This window comes from Cyanobacterium stanieri LEGE 03274, from assembly GCF_015207825.1.
Classification (GTDB): Bacteria; Cyanobacteriota; Cyanobacteriia; order Cyanobacteriales; family Cyanobacteriaceae; genus Cyanobacterium; species Cyanobacterium stanieri_B.
This window is the reverse complement of the sequence record NZ_JADEWC010000008.1, coordinates 100,183-118,652: the sequence shown is the minus strand read 5'-3', so window position 1 is coordinate 118,652 and position 18,470 is coordinate 100,183. Positions and strand designations below refer to the sequence as shown.

Sequence of the window (18,470 nt, the reverse complement as noted above, 5' to 3'; positions counted from 1 at the left end):
GTTTGTTGTTGTAGGGTGGGGGCTAGGTCAGTTATGGATGTGTTGGGGGATATTTGTTCTCTTTCTAAGCGCACCTGTAGCCCTAACATGGGGTCTTCTCCTTCTGCCATCAAAAATTGTATTTTTACTAGATCTTCCCCTTTTATGAGGGTTTCTAGGATGGTGAGGATACTTTTTAGGTAGGGATGGTTCTTATCTTTGTACCATTTTTGTTCTACTATGGCAGGTTTATCAAAACCAAGGTGTAATATCATGGTGGGTTGGCTAAAAAGGGCGATCGCCACGGGTCTTGTTTCTTCTTGGGAGACAAAATTATGGTCACGGATGAGATGACGCAGTTTTTCTAGTTTTTGGTAACGGGCGCTCGGAGATTGACTGTTTTTCCAAGTGATGGCAATGGTACAGAGAAAAGTTTGTAACAACATATGTCCTAACTTTTCGGCCTTGGTGTTGAGATAATTGGAGTTATAGTCATTGGCTTCGATGAACAAGGGTAAACGTTCCACAATATCAATGCCGTAACCCTTCAACCCGGCAATTTTACGAGGATTATTAGTGATCAGACGAATATTTTTAATGCCCAAATCGTTAAGAATTTGAGCGCCCATACCATAGTCCCTCAAATCAGGGGGAAAACCTAATTTTTCGTTAGCCTCCACGGTATCAAAACCCATATCTTGGAGGGTATAGGCTTTTAATTTATTGACTAAACCAATGCCCCGGCCTTCTTGTCGCAGATATACCACTACCCCTAACCCTGCATTTTCGATCATCTTTAAAGCCGCTTGGAGTTGCATCCGACAATCACAACGTAAAGAACCTAAAGCATCCCCTGTTAAGCATTCCGAGTGCATCCGCACCATTACAGGTTGATCCTTAAACTGGTCAATATTACCCTTAACAATGGCTAAATGTTCGGTTTTATCAAGGGCATTACCATAGGCATAAATTTGAAAATCCCCGAACTGACTAGGGAAATTACATACAGTTTCTCGATATACAAAACGATCATGTTTGAGGCGATAACTAATTAAATCAGCAATACTGATCAGCTTTAAATTATGTTTTTGGGCATATTGATATAATTCTGGTAAACGAGACATACTACCATCGGGGTTTTGGATTTCGCAGATTACCCCCGCAGGATATAATCCCCCTAAACGGGCTAAATCAACGGCGGCTTCTGTGTGTCCTGCCCTTTTGAGGACACCACCTTGGCGCGATCGCAACGGAAAAATATGCCCAGGTCTTCCCAAATCTTCAGGGCTAGTGGTAGGATTTATAGCAATTTGAATAGTCTTGGCGCGATCTTCGGCCGAAATTCCCGTAGTCACTCCCAAATGTTTTGCCCCATCAATACTCACCGTAAAAGCCGTTTGATTACTATCGGTGTTATTGGTTACCATGAGGGGTAAATCTAACTCGTCAAGGCGCTCTCCTGTCATGGCTAAACAAATTAAACCCCTGGCCTCCACCGCCATAAAATTAATCATATCGGGGGTAGCAAACTGAGCCGCACAAATTAAATCCCCTTCATTTTCTCTATTTTCGTCATCAACAACTACAATACAGCGCCCTGCCTTAATATCAGCAATGGCTTCTTCTATGGTATCAAAGGTAATATTTTCCGTGGTCACAACAGCTTTTTTCCTGATTATTCTTAAATTCTATTTTAATGAGATTTTGTGTCAACTTGCACCCTTACCCCTCATCTAGTCAACTTCTAACCAATAAATAGATCAAGCAGGAAAGACAAAAATGATATATGATGCTGTTAAATATAAAAAACAAAAGTTAGTCTTTCAATCCTCAAACAACAGTGGATTAAAAGTTAACATGATATAATTTTAGAGATTTTAACCCAATATACTGAGCAATGGCATCAACACGAGCAAAAATAGCAGTGGACGCAATGGGCGGAGACAGAGGACCTGGAGTAATTGTCGCTGGGGCAATCAGGGCTGCCGCAGAATTAGACATTGACGTTCTCTTAGTCGGAGATCCTCAAATTATTGAAGCTGAACTGGCAAACCATGATGGAGCTAATATTCAAAATATTGAAATAGTACCCTCAGAAGGTGTTGTTTCCATGGACGAAGGAGCTTTAACAGGGGTTCGTCGTAAACCCAAAGCGTCTATTAATGTTGCCATGAAATTGGTTAAGGAAAAACGGGCTCAGGGAGTAGTTTCCGCAGGACATTCGGGAGCTGCCATGGCTGCTGCTTCCCTTTCTTTGGGTCGAATTAAAGGTATAGATCGCCCTGCCATTGGGGCTGTATTCCCTACCATGTATGCTAATAAATCAGTCATTGTTTTGGATGTGGGCGCTAATGTGGATTGTAAGCCTAAATACTTAGAACAATTTGCCGTCATGGGAACTATTTATAGTAAGTATGTATTGGAAGTAGAAGAACCCAAGGTAGGATTGGTAAATATTGGGGAGGAGGCCACCAAAGGAAATGAATTGGCAAAGGAAACCCATAAACTTTTGAGTAATAATCCTGCTATTCCTTTTTTGGGTAATGCTGAAGGTAGGGATGTGTTATCGGGGGATTTTGATGTTATCGTCTGTGATGGTTTTGTGGGTAATGTTTTACTAAAGTTTGCTGAGGCAGTGGGTGAAATTATGTTACAAATCGTCAAAGAGGAGTTACCTTTTGGGGTTAGGGGTAAAGTTGGTTCTGCTATCCTCAAGCCCAATCTAAGAAGAATTAAACAAAGAATTGATCATGCTGAACATGGGGGAGCTTTATTGTTAGGTGTTCCTGCGGTGTGTATTATTAGTCATGGTAGCTCTCAAGCTCCTTCTATTTTTAATGCCATCAGAGTAGCCAAAGAAGCTATCGATCATCAAATCGTCGATCGCATTCAGCACTATCAAACAGGTGGCTCGTTGGCACAAGGGGACAATTTAGTATCAGAAGTTAAATAATAATCAATAAGGAGATTAAGTCATTGCAATCGGTTAAGGAATCGGCCAGAGATGCCCACAATGGAATCACAGTTATTGGTAGTGGTTCAGCCATTGCTACTCAAGTAATTAGTAATGATGATTTGAGTCAGATAGTCGATACCTCCGATGACTGGATTAGCTCTCGTACGGGTATCAAAAAGCGTCACATTGCCACTTCTACTAGCCTTAGTGAGTTGGCAGCCCAAGCGGGGCTAAGGGCGATCGCCCATAGCGGTTTAACCCCCCTAGATATTGATTTAATCATTCTCGCAACCTCAACCCCCGATGATTTGTTTGGTAGTGCCGCGCAGGTACAAAGTATTATCGGGGCAACTAGGGCAGTGGCCTTTGATTTAACGGCCGCTTGTTCGGGTTTTGTCTTTTCTTTGGTGACGGCTTCTCAGTTTATTCGTAATGGGGTATATAGAAATGTCCTCGTTATTGGAGCTGATTTTCTTTCCCGTTGGGTGGATTGGGGCGATCGTACTACTTGTGTATTATTCGGCGACGGTGCAGGGGCGGTGGTATGTCAGGGTAACTCAGAAAAAGATAATCTCCTAGGTTTTGAGATGTGTAGTAATGGGGCCTTAAATAACACCCTCAATCTCTCCTATCAAGGAAATTTGGAGAACATTGGCGAAGATAAACAAATTAATAACGGTGGTTTTAGTAATATCACCATGAATGGTAGGGAAGTATATCGTTTTGCGGTGAATAAAGTACCTGAAGTCATTGAAAAAGCCTTATTTAGAGCTCATTTGACCACCGATGATGTTGATTGGTTAATTCTTCATCAAGCTAATAAAAGAATTATTGATGCGGTAGCTAGTCGCTTAAAAATACCCGAACAAAAAGTTATTACTAATCTCCACAACTACGGCAATACTTCTGCGGCCTCTATTCCCCTTGCCCTTGATGAAGCCTTGAAGGAGGGTAAAATTAAATCGGGAGATGTTATAGCGGTGTCTGGTTTTGGTGCTGGGCTCAGTTGGGGCGCTTCTATTTTCCGTTGGGGGCGTTAATATATATTAACTTGAGTTAGGGATAATATTTTTGAGGGTTTAGGGGAAGAAAATTAATGAGTTGGGCTATTTCTTTTTTTCCCTATTTTTTGCTTAATCAATTATTGCTGTTTTTTGTATAATAAAATAGTTCTCAACTAACTATCTTATAGCTCGATGAAAAATGAGCTTACCTTAATCATATCCTACCGACAAAGACAACTAGGATTTTATTCTTTTTATAACTGGTTTACGTCACTTCATTTTGGACTAAAAAACATAGTCAAAATAATTTTTATTGAAAGTGATACACAACCCACTTTAGCTATTCAAGAAAAAATAGAAAAAATAGGTGCTAGTTACTTTTTTGTTCAAAATAATGGTGTTTTTCATAAAACAGCCCTTCTTAATCATGGTCTTAACTTAGTTGATACTAAATATCTGATGGCTTATGATATTGACTTAATTCCCCATAACAATAGCCTTTTTACCCATTTAGAAATAGCTAAAAAATCATCTTTTTTCTTAGTAACTGGTTATCGTTTAATGGTACAACAACCATTGGTTGATAATAAAAATGACCTTAATTTTATTGTAGAACAAAGTGCGATCGCCCCTGAAGACCAACCAAGTGCCCTCAAAAAACATCTTACCAGCCACGAGAGATTTGGAGTTTTGCCCCTATTTCGTACCGAAGAATTACAGAAAATAGGGGGTTGGGATGAAAACTTTATCGGTTGGGGGGGAGAAGATCAAGATATTATACAAAGATATTGTAATGAAGGTTATCACCTTTGTCGAGTGCCAGACCTAGTTTATTTACACCTCAACCATCACCACAATCCCGATTGGTATTCTCCCGACATTGTTAACAAAAATAGAGAATACTATTATCGTAAATATAAAAATAATGACTCCTAGCCTTGAAATATTAATACCTCTAAAAAAAAGAAAAAGCATTAACAAAACAATCCTTAGTTTACTAGAAATAAAACAAATAAACCTTATAACTATTTTATCAGGAGACAAAAAATCAATAATTGAACCTAAAATTGCCCATAATTCAAAAATAAGAATAATTAACCTTAGTCAATACCCATTTTGCAAAACATTTTACTTAAACCACGGCATAAAAAATAGTCCCAGTGACATTCTCCTTATCTCCGATGCCGATATTATTTGGAATCAAAACACCATCACAAATATCTATCAAACCATTAACAATAATCTCGATTCCCCCCTCATTGTCCATATTCAAGAAGTACAAGAAACCAACAACCATACTAACGCTCTCAAACGCCCCCGCCTCACACCCGTTATTAACAAAACCATTGATAAAATTCAGATCGACATAATTACAGAATTATCAACCTCAAAACGTTCAGGGTGTGGTTTAATCTGTGCCACAAAAAATAACTTACTATCCTTAGGGGGGTATAACGAACACTTGAGGGGATGGGGATGGGAAGATCAAGACTTATTAATTAGAGCTAATATCTTAGGATATGAGGTAAAATCCATGGGGGCAGTGTTACATCAAAGCCATGGAGATGAGATCAGAAACCCTTCTCAAGAATCTCCTATATTCACCCGTAATCGTAACATAGCTATTTCCAATCAGATGATTTTAGCTTATCAGTTGCATGGTAGCTTACGACAAGAGATTGTTACCTTACCCCAACATATAACTATTACAGGATTTGATCAGCGTATCTGAAACCCTTATGAAATAAAGTGAGACAAATTCTTGGTATTACTTGGAAATTTATTCCACTCTTTTCCATTGTCGCTCCTTATTCCCCAATCAAACAAAAAGGCATTTTTATCAAACCCAATCCCAAATTATTCAACGGTAATGATATGATGTTAAGAATATTTAAATTAGGGTAGAAAGTAACTTCGCCTCTAAGGAAAAATCTAGCTTTGTTCAGGCTAGAATTTTTTATTTTTTGATTACTCAACTTTACCAAAAAGAGAACGTGACTATAACAGAAACTCCCCTTCCCTCCAAGCAAGACCAAACTAATAATAATTCTTCTAGTAACGATACAACCAAACGTCAAATGATTCTGATTATTGATTTCGGTTCGCAATATTCTGAATTGATTGCCCGTCGCATCCGAGAAACAGAAGTTTACTCCGAGGTAATCTCCTATCGCACCAGCGCTGAAAAACTAAGAGAACTTAACCCCAAGGGTATCATCTTATCGGGTGGTCCTAACTCTGTATATGATGAATATGCGCCCCAATGTGATCCTGAAATATGGAGTCTTGGCATTCCTGTTTTGGGGGTATGTTATGGTATGCAACTGATGGTGAAACAGTTGGGAGGTGGCGTTGAAAGGGCAAAACGAGGCGAATATGGTAAGGCTTCTTTGTTTATTGATGATCCCACGGATTTATTAACTAATGTGGAAAATGGTTCTACCATGTGGATGAGCCACGGTGATTCTTGTACCGAGTTACCCGAAGGTTTTTCCATCCTCGCCCATACTGATAATACCCCTTGTGCGGCGATCGCTGAGCATCAAAAAAAATTATTTGGGGTTCAGTTTCATCCTGAAGTAATCCATTCTGAATATGGTTCGGCTCTCATTCGTAACTTTGTCTATCATATCTGCGGTTGTGAACCTACTTGGACGACTCAAACCTTCTTGGAACAATCCATTGCGGAGATTAGGGAAACCGTTGGAGATAAAAGAGTTTTATTGGCTCTTTCGGGGGGTGTGGATTCTTCTACCCTTGCTTTTTTACTCCATGAAGCCATCGGTGATCAATTGACTTGTATGTTTATTGATCAAGGTTTTATGCGTAAGGGTGAGCCTGAAAGATTGGTGGAGTTGTTTAATAATCAGTTTCATATTAACGTGGAATATGTGAATGGGCGCGATCGCTTCTTAGCCCAAATCGAAGGAGTGACAGACCCTGAAGAAAAACGCCGCAAAATCGGTCATGAATTTATTAGGGTATTTGAGGAAGAATCCACCCGTTTAGGGCCTTTTGATTATCTTGCCCAAGGTACACTCTATCCTGATGTTATCGAATCTGCTGATACTAACGTTGATCCCAAAACTGGGGAAAGGGTAGCCGTCAAAATTAAGAGTCATCACAATGTGGGTGGTTTACCCAAAAATCTCCGTTTTAAATTAGTCGAGCCCCTCCGCAAACTATTTAAAGATGAGGTGCGTAAAGTGGGAAGGGCGATCGGTTTACCAGAAGAAATCGTTTCCCGTCATCCTTTTCCCGGCCCAGGTTTAGCTATCCGTATCTTAGGGGAAGTTAGCTCCGAAAAACTCAATATCCTTCGGGATGCTGATTTTGTAGTGAGGGATGAAATCAAAAAAGCCGGAATGTATCATGACTTTTGGCAGGCATTTGCCGTACTTTTACCCGTAAAAAGTGTGGGGGTAATGGGTGACAAGCGCACCTATGCCTATCCTATTGTTTTAAGGTTGATTACCAGTGAAGACGGCATGACAGCCGACTGGGCAAGACCTCCCTATGACTTACTAGAAACCATCTCCAACCGCATTGTTAATGAGGTGAAAGGGGTTAACCGAGTGGTTTATGATATTACTTCTAAACCGCCCGGGACTATCGAATGGGAATAATTACAATGGACAATTGACAATTATTACTCCACTTACAAAAATAAGGGCAAGGTAAAAATCCTCTGCCCTTTTTTGTTCTAATCCCATAATTAACTGAAATATTTATCAGCTTAAAGGGGTGCTACTTCGATGGAAACTTCAGCGATTACTTCAGCGTGTAATTTGATTTGAGCTTTGTAAGTACCAATTCTCTTGATTTCGGGTAATTCAATGGCTTGACGTTCTACATCTAAACCTGCATTAGCTTTGATTACTTCTACTACATCTTGGGTGGTAACAGTACCGAAAATTGCTTGATCTTCCCCTAATTGCTTACGAATAACAAAGTTATTGATGGTTTGTAAAGCAGTTTTGCGGGATTTTGCATCTTCGAGAAGGGCGGCTAAACGCTCGGCTTCTTTGGCTCTTCTTTGTTCTACTTGACGTAATACCCCTGCGGTGGCAAATACTCCGAAGCCCTGAGGTACTAGGTAGTTACGGGCATAACCGGGGGCTACATCTACAACATCTCCTCTTTTGCCTAATTTTGTTACGTCTTTGTTTAAGACTACCTGTAATCTTTTTGCCATATAACCTCTTTATAGTTTATGAAATTCTTATAGTTAGCATATTTAGTCACAAATTACAATTATACAGTAATTTTCCAAACCATGGGAATGAATTGTTTTTGTGATGGCAGGATAAGGGCTAGGGGGATTAATTTTAATTGTGGCGTTGGTTCATTAAGGTATGATTTTTAGTTTAGTTTGGCAATAGGGAATGGGCAATGGGCAATAGTAATAATAGTATAGTTTTAATACTATACATTTACTGTAATTTAATAATGTTCGATACTCAAAATCAGCAATGCCAGAAAATATATCATCCCTCGCCTTGTAATTCATTGCAAGGCTAACAGTTTATCGTTCAATAAATTGAACTAAAATAACCTAAGTTCGGGATAAAATTTATAGTCTTGTAAAGGCGTGAATAATTGATAATTGACAATTGACAATTGACAATGAATAATTGAACTATTTTACTCTTACTCCCCATCTCCCATACTCCCCATCTCCTGCAACCTGTACTGATGTACCATGCTACGACTCCCTTTTTTCATTTAAACCCCAATTATTTAATGATGGTTTTTTGGTTAAGATAGGAGAGGTATTACTATTTAATGATCTTTGCTGAATGTCGATCGCACCTATTTACGGAAATCTACAGGGAATAAAACCAAATCAACTCAAGCAATTACAAAGATTATACCAACAAAGGATCAGGAGCGATCGCCTGACAACCCCAGAATTTGCGGAAAGAATAGCCTCCATAAGTAGTGACCTCAAACAGCCTGTATGTGTCTATCTAAATCGCCGTGGACAGGTGATCAGGGTAGGGGTTGGTAGCCCCCGTCAAACGCAAATCCCCCCCCTAGAATTACCTCGTTATGGGGCGCAGAGACTATCGGGCATCCGTTGCCTAAGCACATCCATCAAACCCATTCCTCCTAGTCAGGCGAGTTTAACGGCCATGGCAAGACAAAGGTTAGACGCTCTTTTAGTGTTAACTTTGACTGGGCAAGGAATACAAAGGAAAGGGGGTGGAGCATCGGGATTTATTAAAGATGCCTATGTAGCGCACCTTACCCCTGCCCAAGACACCCTTAACTATTGGGAAGTTTCTCCTGCTCAAGATATAGAGGCGATCGCCGAGCAAGACTTTTTAACCCTCGTGGATGGTTTGGAGGAGGAATTTAGCCGAGAGTTTGTCGCCCAAAAAGTAGAAGATTCCCAAGAAAGAGTAGTGTTAGTGGGTTTAATGACTGATAATCTCACTCCTCAAAAATTTGATGATAGTTTGCAAGAGTTGCAAAGACTCGTAGAAAGTGCTGGGGGAAAAGTGTTGGCTACCCTAGAACAAAAAAGAAGTCAACCCCACCCCCAAACCGTGGTAGGGGCAGGAAAAGTAGAAGAAATTGCCCTACAAGTGCAGAGTATGGGAGCGAATTTAGTTGCCTTTGACCGAGATTTATCCCCCTCCCAAGCCCGAAACCTCGAAACCCAATTCGGAGTAAAAGTAGTCGATCGCACCGAGGTAATATTAGATATATTTGCTCAAAGGGCGCAGTCACGGGCAGGAAAATTGCAGGTAGAACTTGCCCAACTAGAGTATATGTTACCCCGTCTCAAAGGTAGGGGAAGGGCGATGTCTCGTTTGGGCGGTGGTATCGGTACAAGGGGGCCCGGGGAAACCAAATTAGAAACCGAAAGACGTGCTATTCAAAAACGCATTACCCGTCTGCAACAAGAAGTTAATCAACTGCAAAGCCACCGCTCCCGTATGCGTCAACAAAGACAACATCAAGAAATACCCACCGTGGCGATCGTCGGTTATACCAATGCAGGAAAATCAACCCTCATAAATGCCCTCACTAACGCCCAAGTATATACCGCCGATCAACTTTTTGCTACCCTTGACCCCACCACCCGAAGATTAACCATTACAGAACAACACACAGGAAAATCAAGCACCATCCTTCTCACTGATACCGTGGGTTTTATCCACGAATTACCCCCTTCCTTAGTAGATTCCTTCCGCGCCACCCTAGAAGAAGTTACCGAAGCCGATGCCCTTCTCCATGTGGTGGATTTATCCCATCCTGCTTGGCAAAGTCATATCGAATCAGTCAAAAATATCTTAGCAGATATGCCCTTGGCCCCTGCAGAAGAATTAATTGCCTTTAATAAAATTGATCAAGCTGATATTGAACATTTAGAGTTAGCCAAAGAAACATATCCCCAAGCAGTTTTTATTTCCGCTAGTGAGCGTATTGGGTTTGATAACTTACGCTCCCGATTAATGGCTCATTGATGAATAATTGATAATTGAGAATGGATAATATAAAGCTGTGCTGAAAAAGCAGGTTTCCAATCCTGTACTTTAGATAAATATAAAAAAACTATTCTACGGGGGGATATTCAAGGGAAACCTTACCCAGATAGCCCTTGCGAAAATCCTGTAAAATCTGACGGGCTACCCTTTCTTGATCATTTTGATACTTCATTTGAGCCAATTTAATAATAAATTCTTCCCCAGTCAAATCTAAAGCATCCAAACCATAACGCTCTTTTAACACATTTTCTGTGCCAAGATTTACCAATAAATCCACAAACTGTTGGGCAACTTCCTGATTATTATAAGCCGCTTCCCCAATATCTTCACAAATAGCCAACTTTAGAGCATCTTCTTGGTTTTCTAACTTGAGAGGAATAATCCCGGGGGCATCAAGTAATTCTATATCCTTAGAAATTCTTACCCATTGTAACTGTCTTGTTACCCCTGCTTTTCTGGCACTAGCGACAATTTTACGATTGAGCAGACGATTAATAAGGGCAGATTTACCCACATTGGGAAAACCAATCACCACTGCGCGCACGGGGCGGGGCAACATACCTCTACTTTTACGCCTTGCATTAACATCCGTGCCACAACCTTGGGAGGCTTTGTTAATGGCTTTTACCCCTTTTCCATCTTTAGCATTGGTGAAAAAAGGAGTTTCCCCTTGATTTTTAAACCATTCTTGCCATTCTTGTTTAATCACGTTACTAATCATATCTTCTCGATTGAGGATTAATAACCGTGGTTTATCTCCAATCCATTCTTTTACTTGGGGATGATGGGAGGCAAGGGGAATACGGGCATCCCGCACTTCTAAGACAACATCTACTCGTTTTAGTTGTTCTTTGAGTTGTCTTTCTGCTTTACTGATGTGTCCTGGATACCATTGAATTAGTGTCATAACATTTTGTTAGCTGGAAGTTACTATTTTCCGATGAATAAAGTTAGAGTTATCCAAACTAAAATTTTTTAAACTTATAAGAGTAAATTATTATATCTCATTTTGTCCATTCACTTTGACCCTTATTGAACTTGAATTCGAGATAAGGTAATCTGCAACTTACTATACTGATAACTATTTTCCTCCGTTGAGGTGATAAAGCAATTAACAATTGAGAATGAAGAACTTTGTTCCCCGTTCCCTGTTCCCTAATAAGTATATTATTGAAACAGGATTTAGTATAAAATATCGATATTGCTAATTTGTAAGTGATTAAGCGGACTTGATATTAAAGATATAATTTATCTCAAATTTATTTAAAAAGACTGTATTATGGCAAGAAAACCAGATGAATATACTGTCCATCTTTTAATGAGTAGTGGACACAGAGAAGAAGTGAGGTTTAATACGATACAAGAATTTCAGAAGTGGTACAGTGGAGAGTTAGTACCAAAATCAGCATCTAGGGATTTTATTAATGTACCTATTAAGAATATTCAGGGAGAATATATGGTGCTTCGGCCTTCCGAGGTGGTAGGCATAAGAGTTGAACCAGTGTTTTTTGGTAGTGTCGATCGCAACTTTGCCGAATAAAAAAACACTAACCAAGTATTATGATTCAACCCTTAACAGATAAATAGATTAGGAGCATTTAAATTTATTAAGATCGATTCCTGCTTCCCTAGCCATTTGACCAACACTTTTCGTGTCTAGGGTTTTAATGGCTTTGGTAGAAAGACGTAATCTAACAAAACTATTGCCCTCTGCCCACCAAATTCTTTTATCTTGTAAGTTAACATGCTGTAGTCTTTTGGTACGACGATGGGAGTGAGAAATGGCAAAACCATTATTTGCTCTTCTTCCTGTCAGTTGACATACACGAGCCATGAATTTATCTCCTATATATAATTATTCTAAAATTTAATCTGCGATCTTTAATTGTACCTTTATAATTGACCGTTGACAACAGCAACCATTGACAAGGGAAAATGCACCATGGACAATAGTGTAAGAGGTAAAGGGGAAAACCCAATGGGGTGATAAGATGATCTTTCGTTTTAACTATTCATTATTAATTGTTAACTATTCATGTCAGAAAAAGAAGGAAAATTATTTGTTATCACTGGGCCTAGTGGAGTAGGTAAAGGAACTTTGGTGCGATCGCTCCTTAAAAGTCATCCCCAATTATTTGTGTCTATTTCCGCCACCACAAGAAAACCACGCCAGGGAGAAAAAGAAGGAAAAGATTATTATTTCTTGAGCCAAGAACAATTTAAGTCCATGATAGAGGAAGATAATTTATTGGAATGGGCTACCTATGCGGGTAATTATTACGGCACTCCGAAACAACCCGTCCTCGAAAAGATTAATCAGGGTAAAACTATTATTTTAGAAATTGAACTTTTAGGGGCAAGACAGGTAAAAGAAAACCTTCCCCAATCAGAATTAATCTTTATTTTACCCCCATCAGAACAGGAATTAGAGAGGAGATTACGCAACAGGGGCAGTGATTCCCCCGAAGCCATTAGCAAACGTTTACAACGGGCCAAAGAAGAAATTCTTGCCCAAGATGAATTTGATCATAAAATCGTTAATGATCAGTTAGAAAGGGCGATCGTCCAATTACAACAAATCATCATTTAACGGACAAAATCTTTCCATCACAAAAGACAAAATCATGATATTCTTATGTGGGTTTATTAGGATACCGTTCTAGTAAAAAATATTGTTGACGAAAATAGACAAAAAGTTAATGGAAAAAACCGCCTCCCCAGAAACTAACCCCCAAGAAAATATACAAACAACCTTCACCGTTGAAGAAATTCAGGAACTACTACCCCACCGCTATCCCTTCGCCTTAGTCGATCGCATCATAGACTATGTACCAGGTGAAAAAGCAGTAGGTTTAAAAAATGTCACCATCAACGAACCCTATTTCCCAGGACACATCCCAGGAAAACCTCTCATGCCTGGGGTATTACAAATAGAAGCCATGGCTCAAGTAGGGGGAGTCGTTTTAACTCTATTACCCGGGATGAAAGGAAAATTTTTCGCCTTTGGGGGTATCGATAAAGTACGTTTTCGCCGCCCCGTAGTACCTGGAGATCAACTGATCATGACAGTGGAACTATTATCCCTCAAACGTAATCGTATTGCTAAAATGCAAGGGCAAGGCTTGGTTGATGGACAACTAGCCGTACAGGGCGAAATGTTATTTTCTTTGCTCGACTAACTCAATCGTTAATACAAATTTAAATAACCGTGATACATCCTACAGCGATTATTGATAAAAAGGCAGAATTAGATTCTACTGTCACCGTTGAACCCAATGCCGTAATTGGGGCAGGAGTAAAAATTGGGGCAAACACCGTCATCGGTGCTAATGTAGTTATTCAAGGTCATACAGAAATTGGCACAGATAACAAAATCTACCCCGGGGCGGCCATTGGTTTAGATCCTCAAGATTTAAAATATAAAGGAGCGATAACAGGACTAAAAATAGGCGATCGCAACTTAATCCGTGAATTCGTAACCCTAAATCGAGCCACAGAAGAAGGAGAATACACCATCATCGGTAACGATAATTTACTAATGGCCTATGTCCATGTCGCCCACAACTGCATCATCAAAGATAGGGTAGTTATCGCCAACTCCGTTAGTTTAGCAGGTCATGTACAAGTGGATTCCAAAGCCGTCATCGGTGGAATGTTAGGAGTACATCAGTTTGTCCACATTGGTACTATGGCAATGTTAGGGGGTATGAGTCGCATCGAAAGAGATGTACCACCATTTATGTTAGTGGAAGGAAACCCATCAAGGGTAAGGGCTTTAAACAGCGTTGCCCTAAAAAGAAATAACTTTAGCCCAGAAGAAATCAAAGAATTAAAACAAGCCTATCGCCTTTTATACCGTTCAGGGTTAACCCTTGCTCAAGCCCTTGATAAATTATCCACCATGGTAAATAACGATAAAATTCAAACTCTTTACGATTTTATGGTTACCTCAAGTACCAATCCATCTCGCCGAGGGCCAATCCCAGGTAATAAAAAATGATGGTTTAATTTTGGTTAACAACTTTTTTTGCCCCTACAAGGGCATCAATAACTTGAGTAGAATCGATGAGTCTTTTTAAAACCACTTGACCTATATTACTATTCTTTTTTGCCTCCGTGGTAGAGGGCATCACTTCCACCATTAAAACCGCTTCTTCTACTTCGTAGAGCCACAAAATTTCTCCATTTTCCTCAATACCAATCCTTAAACAACTGATATGGGGAGGACGACGCCAAGTAATAGTATCCCATAACCCCCCTCTTTGCCAGACTCGGTTATAACTCCAACCTTCTGTTAAAAAAAAGTATTTCATCACCTAATTACCCCCCATGGATTTTTATTTATTCTCACAATTTAATGTACCAAAAAAATATCTAATTAAGATAGGGAAAAGATAATAGACAAGAGTTTTTGACGGATTTCGTGAAACAGCGAAATAGTAAAACTTCATAGTTGCCAATTAATATTAGTTAATCACTTTAATTATTTTCATGGTGAGAATAATCAATTTGTAGAATAGTCCCTGCGAAAAAAGGAGAAAAAGTAAGAATAAAAAACATTCGCACCATTTGCATGGTTAAAACCATGCCCGAATCTCCTCCTAACTCCAATGCTGTGGCTGTCATGGTGTTCAAACCCCCTGGGGTTGTGCCTAAAAGGGAACTCATCATGTCCAATCCCGTGATTTGATGGAATTCATAACCGATGATAAAGCAAACAATAATTAAAAAAATGACGAGGATAACTTCAATTAATACTGCTTTTAGTAACTTATGAATGGTTTTTAGGTCAAATTTTACCCCCGTGGATAAACCTAGTAAAAATAATCCGATGCTAAATACTAGGGGAGGAATGGTGGTGGGAATTAGCCAGAATAGTGCTAAACCACTGAAGAAGGGGGCTAGGAAAAGATTTGATGGTAATTTGATGATTTTGCCTATTTGAATGGCGACAATGGCGGTAAAGATAATTAAGAGGGTTTTAATGATGGCAGTGATGAGGGATTGAGGTAAGTCTGCGGTAATCAATATGTCATTGGGGGGGCTAAAACAAAGCTCGGGGTTACAGGATTCTACCATGGGGGTAGCTAAGACGGGGGTTGAAAAGTAAAGGGCAACGATATTGGGTACGATTAACGATACTAATAAGATTCTGACGTATTGTAGTACGGTAACAGCGATCGCATCTGCCCCCATTTCTTCACTCATAGCCACTAAACTAGAACCTGCCCCCGGAATAGAACCTAAAAAACTAGAGCAGGGGTCAATTTTAGCGATTTTATAGAGTAAAAAACCATTGAATAAACTAAATGTTCCCGTAATAAAAATAGCCCCTAGTAATGGTAATAAATAGCTTTGGGCATTGATTAAACTATCTACAGAAAAATTACTAGCTGTAACCACCGCAATCATTCCTTGGCCGAGCGCCCCCGCAGAATGGGGAAAAGATTCCACTTTACCCCGTACAATGGAAAAGATAATGGCAACGAGTAAAGGTACTAAAAACCAAGCCACAGGAAAATGGAGAGAATCCAAGATAAAAGAAAATATTAACGCCAATAAAAATAAACCACCAAGGGCGAAAATTTCTCCGTTATCAACGGTAATAGTTTTTGTCATTTCATAGTGTTGATAATCTAACCTATGTTAATTTTAGGTTAAGAAATAACAAATGTTAATTTTAGGTTAAGAAAATAAAGGGATTTTTTTTAAATACTAGGGAAAAAATAATTAGCATTGGGAACTAATTAAAAAATCATTATCTCCAGTAACCCTTGTCGTGGTTGATGGCGATGAGCTTATTATTTAGGAGTAATAGCTTTTAAGAGTAAGGGTTGAGCTTAGGTGAGAAAAGGTCAAGTTATTGTAGTATTAATAGGGGTAAATTAGTTTTAAAAATTGTTATGGGTTCTTATATCGAAATTGGTGATTACAAAATAACTGAAGAAAATGTTTTTTCCATTTTGGCTCAAAAACAAATTGTTATTCCCTTAGCCACTGAAATCATCTTAGACAGTGCGATCGCCCATATTGAGTGTAGCCCCGAAGAAAAAAATATGGCCTATCAACAATTTTTTAACCAAATGAAAATAGCCCCTAACGATAAACAACAACTAAAAGCGTGGCTAGAAAGAAACTACTTAACCCCCGAAGACTTAGAAAATAGAGTCTTGAGAGGAATAAAACTAGATAAATTTAAAGAAAAAACCTTTGGACCTCAACTAGAATCATACTACTTAAGGAGAAAAAGAGAACTAGATCGAGTTATCTACTCCCTGATTAGAACAACGAATGTAGGACAAGCCCAAGAATTATTTTTCAGAATCCAAGACGATGGACAAGACTTCGCCACCCTTGCTAGGGAATTTTCCCAAGGCTCGGAAGCTAAAACTGGGGGTGTAGTAGGGCCTGTTGAATTAACCGTGCCTCATCCTCAAATTGCTCAATTACTAATGACAGCGCAACAAGGAAAAGTATTAGCTCCCGTCAGAATTGGCGAATGGGTAGTCATTTTAAGGCTAGAAAGATATATTCCAGCTCAATTGGATATGAACACAGCTAGAAGATTAATGGAAGAATTATTTAATAATTGGCTCAATAAAGAAATTCAAAATCAAGTAAAATTTCATCTCGAAAACTTTACCATCTCCTTACCCGATGACGATACATCACCACCATCAATGAATGGGCATTCACAAAATAATCAGGTAATTCCCCATACCCCTTCAACCTAATTTTATCTACCCCAGAAAACCACTATCGGTTATTGTGGGTAGAATCATTTAACTTTTATTAACATTTATGGAAATAGCTACCGTTACTTTTTTTGTTTTATTATTATTTCAAACCGTTTGCACCTTCATTCTTTTAGCCAGACTATTCCGAGGAGCAAAAAGATTTCCCCCCCTCAAACCCCAATGGGCAACCCCCGATATGCTAACACAGGTTTCGGTAGTAGTACCCACTTTAAACGAAGTAAATCGCATGGATGGGATGTTGTCAGGCATCACCCGTCAAACCTATGAAGTAAGAGAAATATTAATCGTTGATAGTAACTCCGAAGACGGCACCAGGGAAAAGGTGAAAGATGTGGCCCAAAGAGATCCTCGGGTTAAACTATTAAGTGACCCTCCTTTACCTGCTAATTGGGTAGGACGTCCTTGGGCTTTACACAACGGCTTTTTAACAAGTTCTCAGGATAGTGAGTGGATATTGGGCATTGATGCGGATACGCAACCTCAACCCGGTTTAATTCCTAGTTTGATTAATTTTGCCCAAACCCATGGTTATGATGTGTTATCGTTGTCTCCCCAATTTATTTTGAAGTCTGGGGGTGAATGGTGGTTACAACCTGCTTTATTAATGACTTTGTTGTATCGTTTTGAGTCTTCGGGGGTAAATGCCATGACTCCTGAAACGGTGATGGCTAATGGTCAATGTTTTTTGATTAGGCGGAAGGTATTGGAAGATTTAGATGGTTATGCTGTGGCTTCTAATTCTTTTTGTGATGATGTTACCCTTGCGCGTGGGGCGGCCATGGCTGGTTATAAGGTGGGTTTTGCTGATGGGGCAAAGTTGATTAAGGTAAGGATGTATGAAGGGTTGAAGGAAACTTGGCAGGAGTGGGGGCGCTCGTTGGATTTGAAGGATGCGGCTTCTAAGGCTCAGTTATGGGCTGAATGTGGTTTTTTGGCTTTGGTGCAGGGGTTACCTTTACCTTTAACTATTTTTTGTTTAATTAATTATTCTAGTTATGATTATCTAAGTTTTCAGTTATTATTTGTTCTTAATCTATTTTTATTGTTAGTTCGTTTTGCTCTTTTAGGGGCGATCGCCCCTAGTTACGAAAAAGGAAAATCCTTTGCTAGTCTATTATTCTGGCTCTCACCCACCGCCGACATCTTGGCTGTCACCCGCATATTTATATCAGCCCTAAGTAAACCAAAAAAATGGCGTGGTAGAGTCTATAACACCCAAGGAAATTAGGGACAATTAAAAAATGGGGTAATAGTATTGATTCACAACAGAGAATGA

The 18,470-nt window shown here is 39.4% G+C and carries 18 protein-coding genes; 12 read left to right on the top strand and 6 right to left on the bottom strand.

The window, feature by feature from the left end:
- A partial coding sequence (ribBA, locus tag IQ215_RS05555) for a bifunctional 3,4-dihydroxy-2-butanone-4-phosphate synthase/GTP cyclohydrolase II (protein ID WP_193800319.1) occupies window positions 1-1,637 on the bottom strand: 1,637 nt, incomplete at its 3' end.
- A gap of 239 nt (window positions 1,638-1,876) precedes the next feature.
- On the opposite strand from ribBA, the gene plsX reads away from it, so the two are divergent.
- From plsX to guaA, 5 genes are all read left to right on the top strand, one after another.
- Window positions 1,877-2,932, top strand: coding sequence for a phosphate acyltransferase PlsX (plsX, locus tag IQ215_RS05550; RefSeq protein ID WP_193800318.1), 1,056 nt, complete (start codon window positions 1,877-1,879; stop codon window positions 2,930-2,932).
- A gap of 23 nt (window positions 2,933-2,955) precedes the next feature.
- Window positions 2,956-3,975 carry a beta-ketoacyl-ACP synthase III gene (locus tag IQ215_RS05545; RefSeq protein ID WP_193800317.1) on the top strand — a complete coding sequence of 340 codons (1,020 nt, stop codon included), beginning with the start codon at window positions 2,956-2,958 and terminating at the stop codon, window positions 3,973-3,975.
- Window positions 3,976-4,131: 156 nt separating this feature from the next.
- Complete coding sequence (locus IQ215_RS05540) at window positions 4,132-4,875, top strand: glycosyltransferase family 2 protein (RefSeq protein ID WP_193800316.1); 744 nt, start codon at window positions 4,132-4,134, stop codon at window positions 4,873-4,875.
- Window positions 4,865-5,671, top strand: coding sequence for a galactosyltransferase-related protein (locus tag IQ215_RS05535; RefSeq protein ID WP_193800315.1), 807 nt, complete (start codon window positions 4,865-4,867; stop codon window positions 5,669-5,671). Before IQ215_RS05540 ends, IQ215_RS05535 begins: the two co-directional genes overlap by 11 nt.
- A gap of 262 nt (window positions 5,672-5,933) precedes the next feature.
- The gene (gene guaA, locus IQ215_RS05530) at window positions 5,934-7,565 is read left to right on the top strand and encodes a glutamine-hydrolyzing GMP synthase (RefSeq protein WP_193800314.1); all 1,632 of its coding nucleotides are present in this window, start codon (window positions 5,934-5,936) and stop codon (window positions 7,563-7,565) included.
- Between the two features lie 110 nt (window positions 7,566-7,675).
- On the opposite strand, the gene rplI is transcribed toward guaA, so the two are convergent.
- A complete protein-coding gene (gene rplI / locus IQ215_RS05525) occupies window positions 7,676-8,134 on the bottom strand; it encodes a 50S ribosomal protein L9 (protein ID WP_193800313.1) in 459 nt (152 codons plus the stop codon).
- Window positions 8,135-8,738: 604 nt separating this feature from the next.
- On the opposite strand from rplI, the gene hflX reads away from it, so the two are divergent.
- Window positions 8,739-10,415 (top strand): GTPase HflX, encoded by a 1,677-nt coding sequence (gene hflX / locus IQ215_RS05520; protein ID WP_193800312.1) that lies wholly within the window; start codon window positions 8,739-8,741, stop codon window positions 10,413-10,415.
- An 88-nt stretch (window positions 10,416-10,503) separates the two neighbouring features.
- On the opposite strand, the gene ylqF is transcribed toward hflX, so the two are convergent.
- A complete protein-coding gene (gene ylqF / locus IQ215_RS05515; RefSeq protein ID WP_193800311.1) occupies window positions 10,504-11,343 on the bottom strand; it encodes a ribosome biogenesis GTPase YlqF in 840 nt (279 codons plus the stop codon).
- Window positions 11,344-11,715: 372 nt separating this feature from the next.
- Here ylqF and IQ215_RS05510 point away from each other — a divergent pair, with 372 nt between their 5' ends.
- Complete coding sequence (locus IQ215_RS05510) at window positions 11,716-11,976, top strand: hypothetical protein (RefSeq protein ID WP_193800310.1); 261 nt, start codon at window positions 11,716-11,718, stop codon at window positions 11,974-11,976.
- A 48-nt stretch (window positions 11,977-12,024) separates the two neighbouring features.
- Here IQ215_RS05510 and rpmB read toward each other — a convergent pair whose 3' ends face one another.
- Window positions 12,025-12,270, bottom strand: coding sequence for a 50S ribosomal protein L28 (gene rpmB / locus IQ215_RS05505; RefSeq protein ID WP_015222253.1), 246 nt, complete (start codon window positions 12,268-12,270; stop codon window positions 12,025-12,027).
- A 201-nt stretch (window positions 12,271-12,471) separates the two neighbouring features.
- On the opposite strand from rpmB, the gene gmk reads away from it, so the two are divergent.
- The 3 genes from gmk to lpxA all read left to right on the top strand — a co-directional run bounded on the left by gmk (window position 12,472) and on the right by lpxA (window position 14,436).
- Window positions 12,472-13,026 carry a guanylate kinase gene (gmk, locus tag IQ215_RS05500; RefSeq protein ID WP_193800309.1) on the top strand — a complete coding sequence of 185 codons (555 nt, stop codon included), beginning with the start codon at window positions 12,472-12,474 and terminating at the stop codon, window positions 13,024-13,026.
- Between the two features lie 109 nt (window positions 13,027-13,135).
- On the top strand, window positions 13,136-13,615 hold the full coding sequence (gene fabZ, locus IQ215_RS05495) for a 3-hydroxyacyl-ACP dehydratase FabZ (protein WP_193800324.1): 480 nt from the start codon (window positions 13,136-13,138) through the stop codon (window positions 13,613-13,615).
- 23 nt (window positions 13,616-13,638) lie between these two features.
- The gene (gene lpxA / locus IQ215_RS05490; RefSeq protein WP_193800323.1) at window positions 13,639-14,436 is read left to right on the top strand and encodes an acyl-ACP--UDP-N-acetylglucosamine O-acyltransferase; all 798 of its coding nucleotides are present in this window, start codon (window positions 13,639-13,641) and stop codon (window positions 14,434-14,436) included.
- A 4-nt stretch (window positions 14,437-14,440) separates the two neighbouring features.
- Here the strand turns inward: lpxA and IQ215_RS05485 are convergent, their stop codons facing one another.
- Both IQ215_RS05485 and IQ215_RS05480 read right to left on the bottom strand, forming a co-directional pair.
- Entirely contained in the window at window positions 14,441-14,749 is a 309-nt protein-coding gene (locus tag IQ215_RS05485) for a hypothetical protein (protein WP_193800308.1), read from the bottom strand.
- Between the two features lie 166 nt (window positions 14,750-14,915).
- A complete protein-coding gene (locus tag IQ215_RS05480; protein WP_193800307.1) occupies window positions 14,916-16,055 on the bottom strand; it encodes an AbrB family transcriptional regulator in 1,140 nt (379 codons plus the stop codon).
- Between the two features lie 284 nt (window positions 16,056-16,339).
- Here IQ215_RS05480 and IQ215_RS05475 point away from each other — a divergent pair, with 284 nt between their 5' ends.
- Together IQ215_RS05475 and cruG are read left to right on the top strand one after the other, a co-directional pair.
- The gene (locus IQ215_RS05475; protein ID WP_193800306.1) at window positions 16,340-17,170 is read left to right on the top strand and encodes a peptidylprolyl isomerase; all 831 of its coding nucleotides are present in this window, start codon (window positions 16,340-16,342) and stop codon (window positions 17,168-17,170) included.
- 67 nt (window positions 17,171-17,237) lie between these two features.
- Window positions 17,238-18,422, top strand: a complete 1,185-nt coding sequence (gene cruG / locus IQ215_RS05470) for a 2'-O-glycosyltransferase CruG (protein ID WP_193800305.1) — start codon at window positions 17,238-17,240, stop codon at window positions 18,420-18,422.
- The last annotated feature ends 48 nt before the right edge of the window (window positions 18,423-18,470 follow it).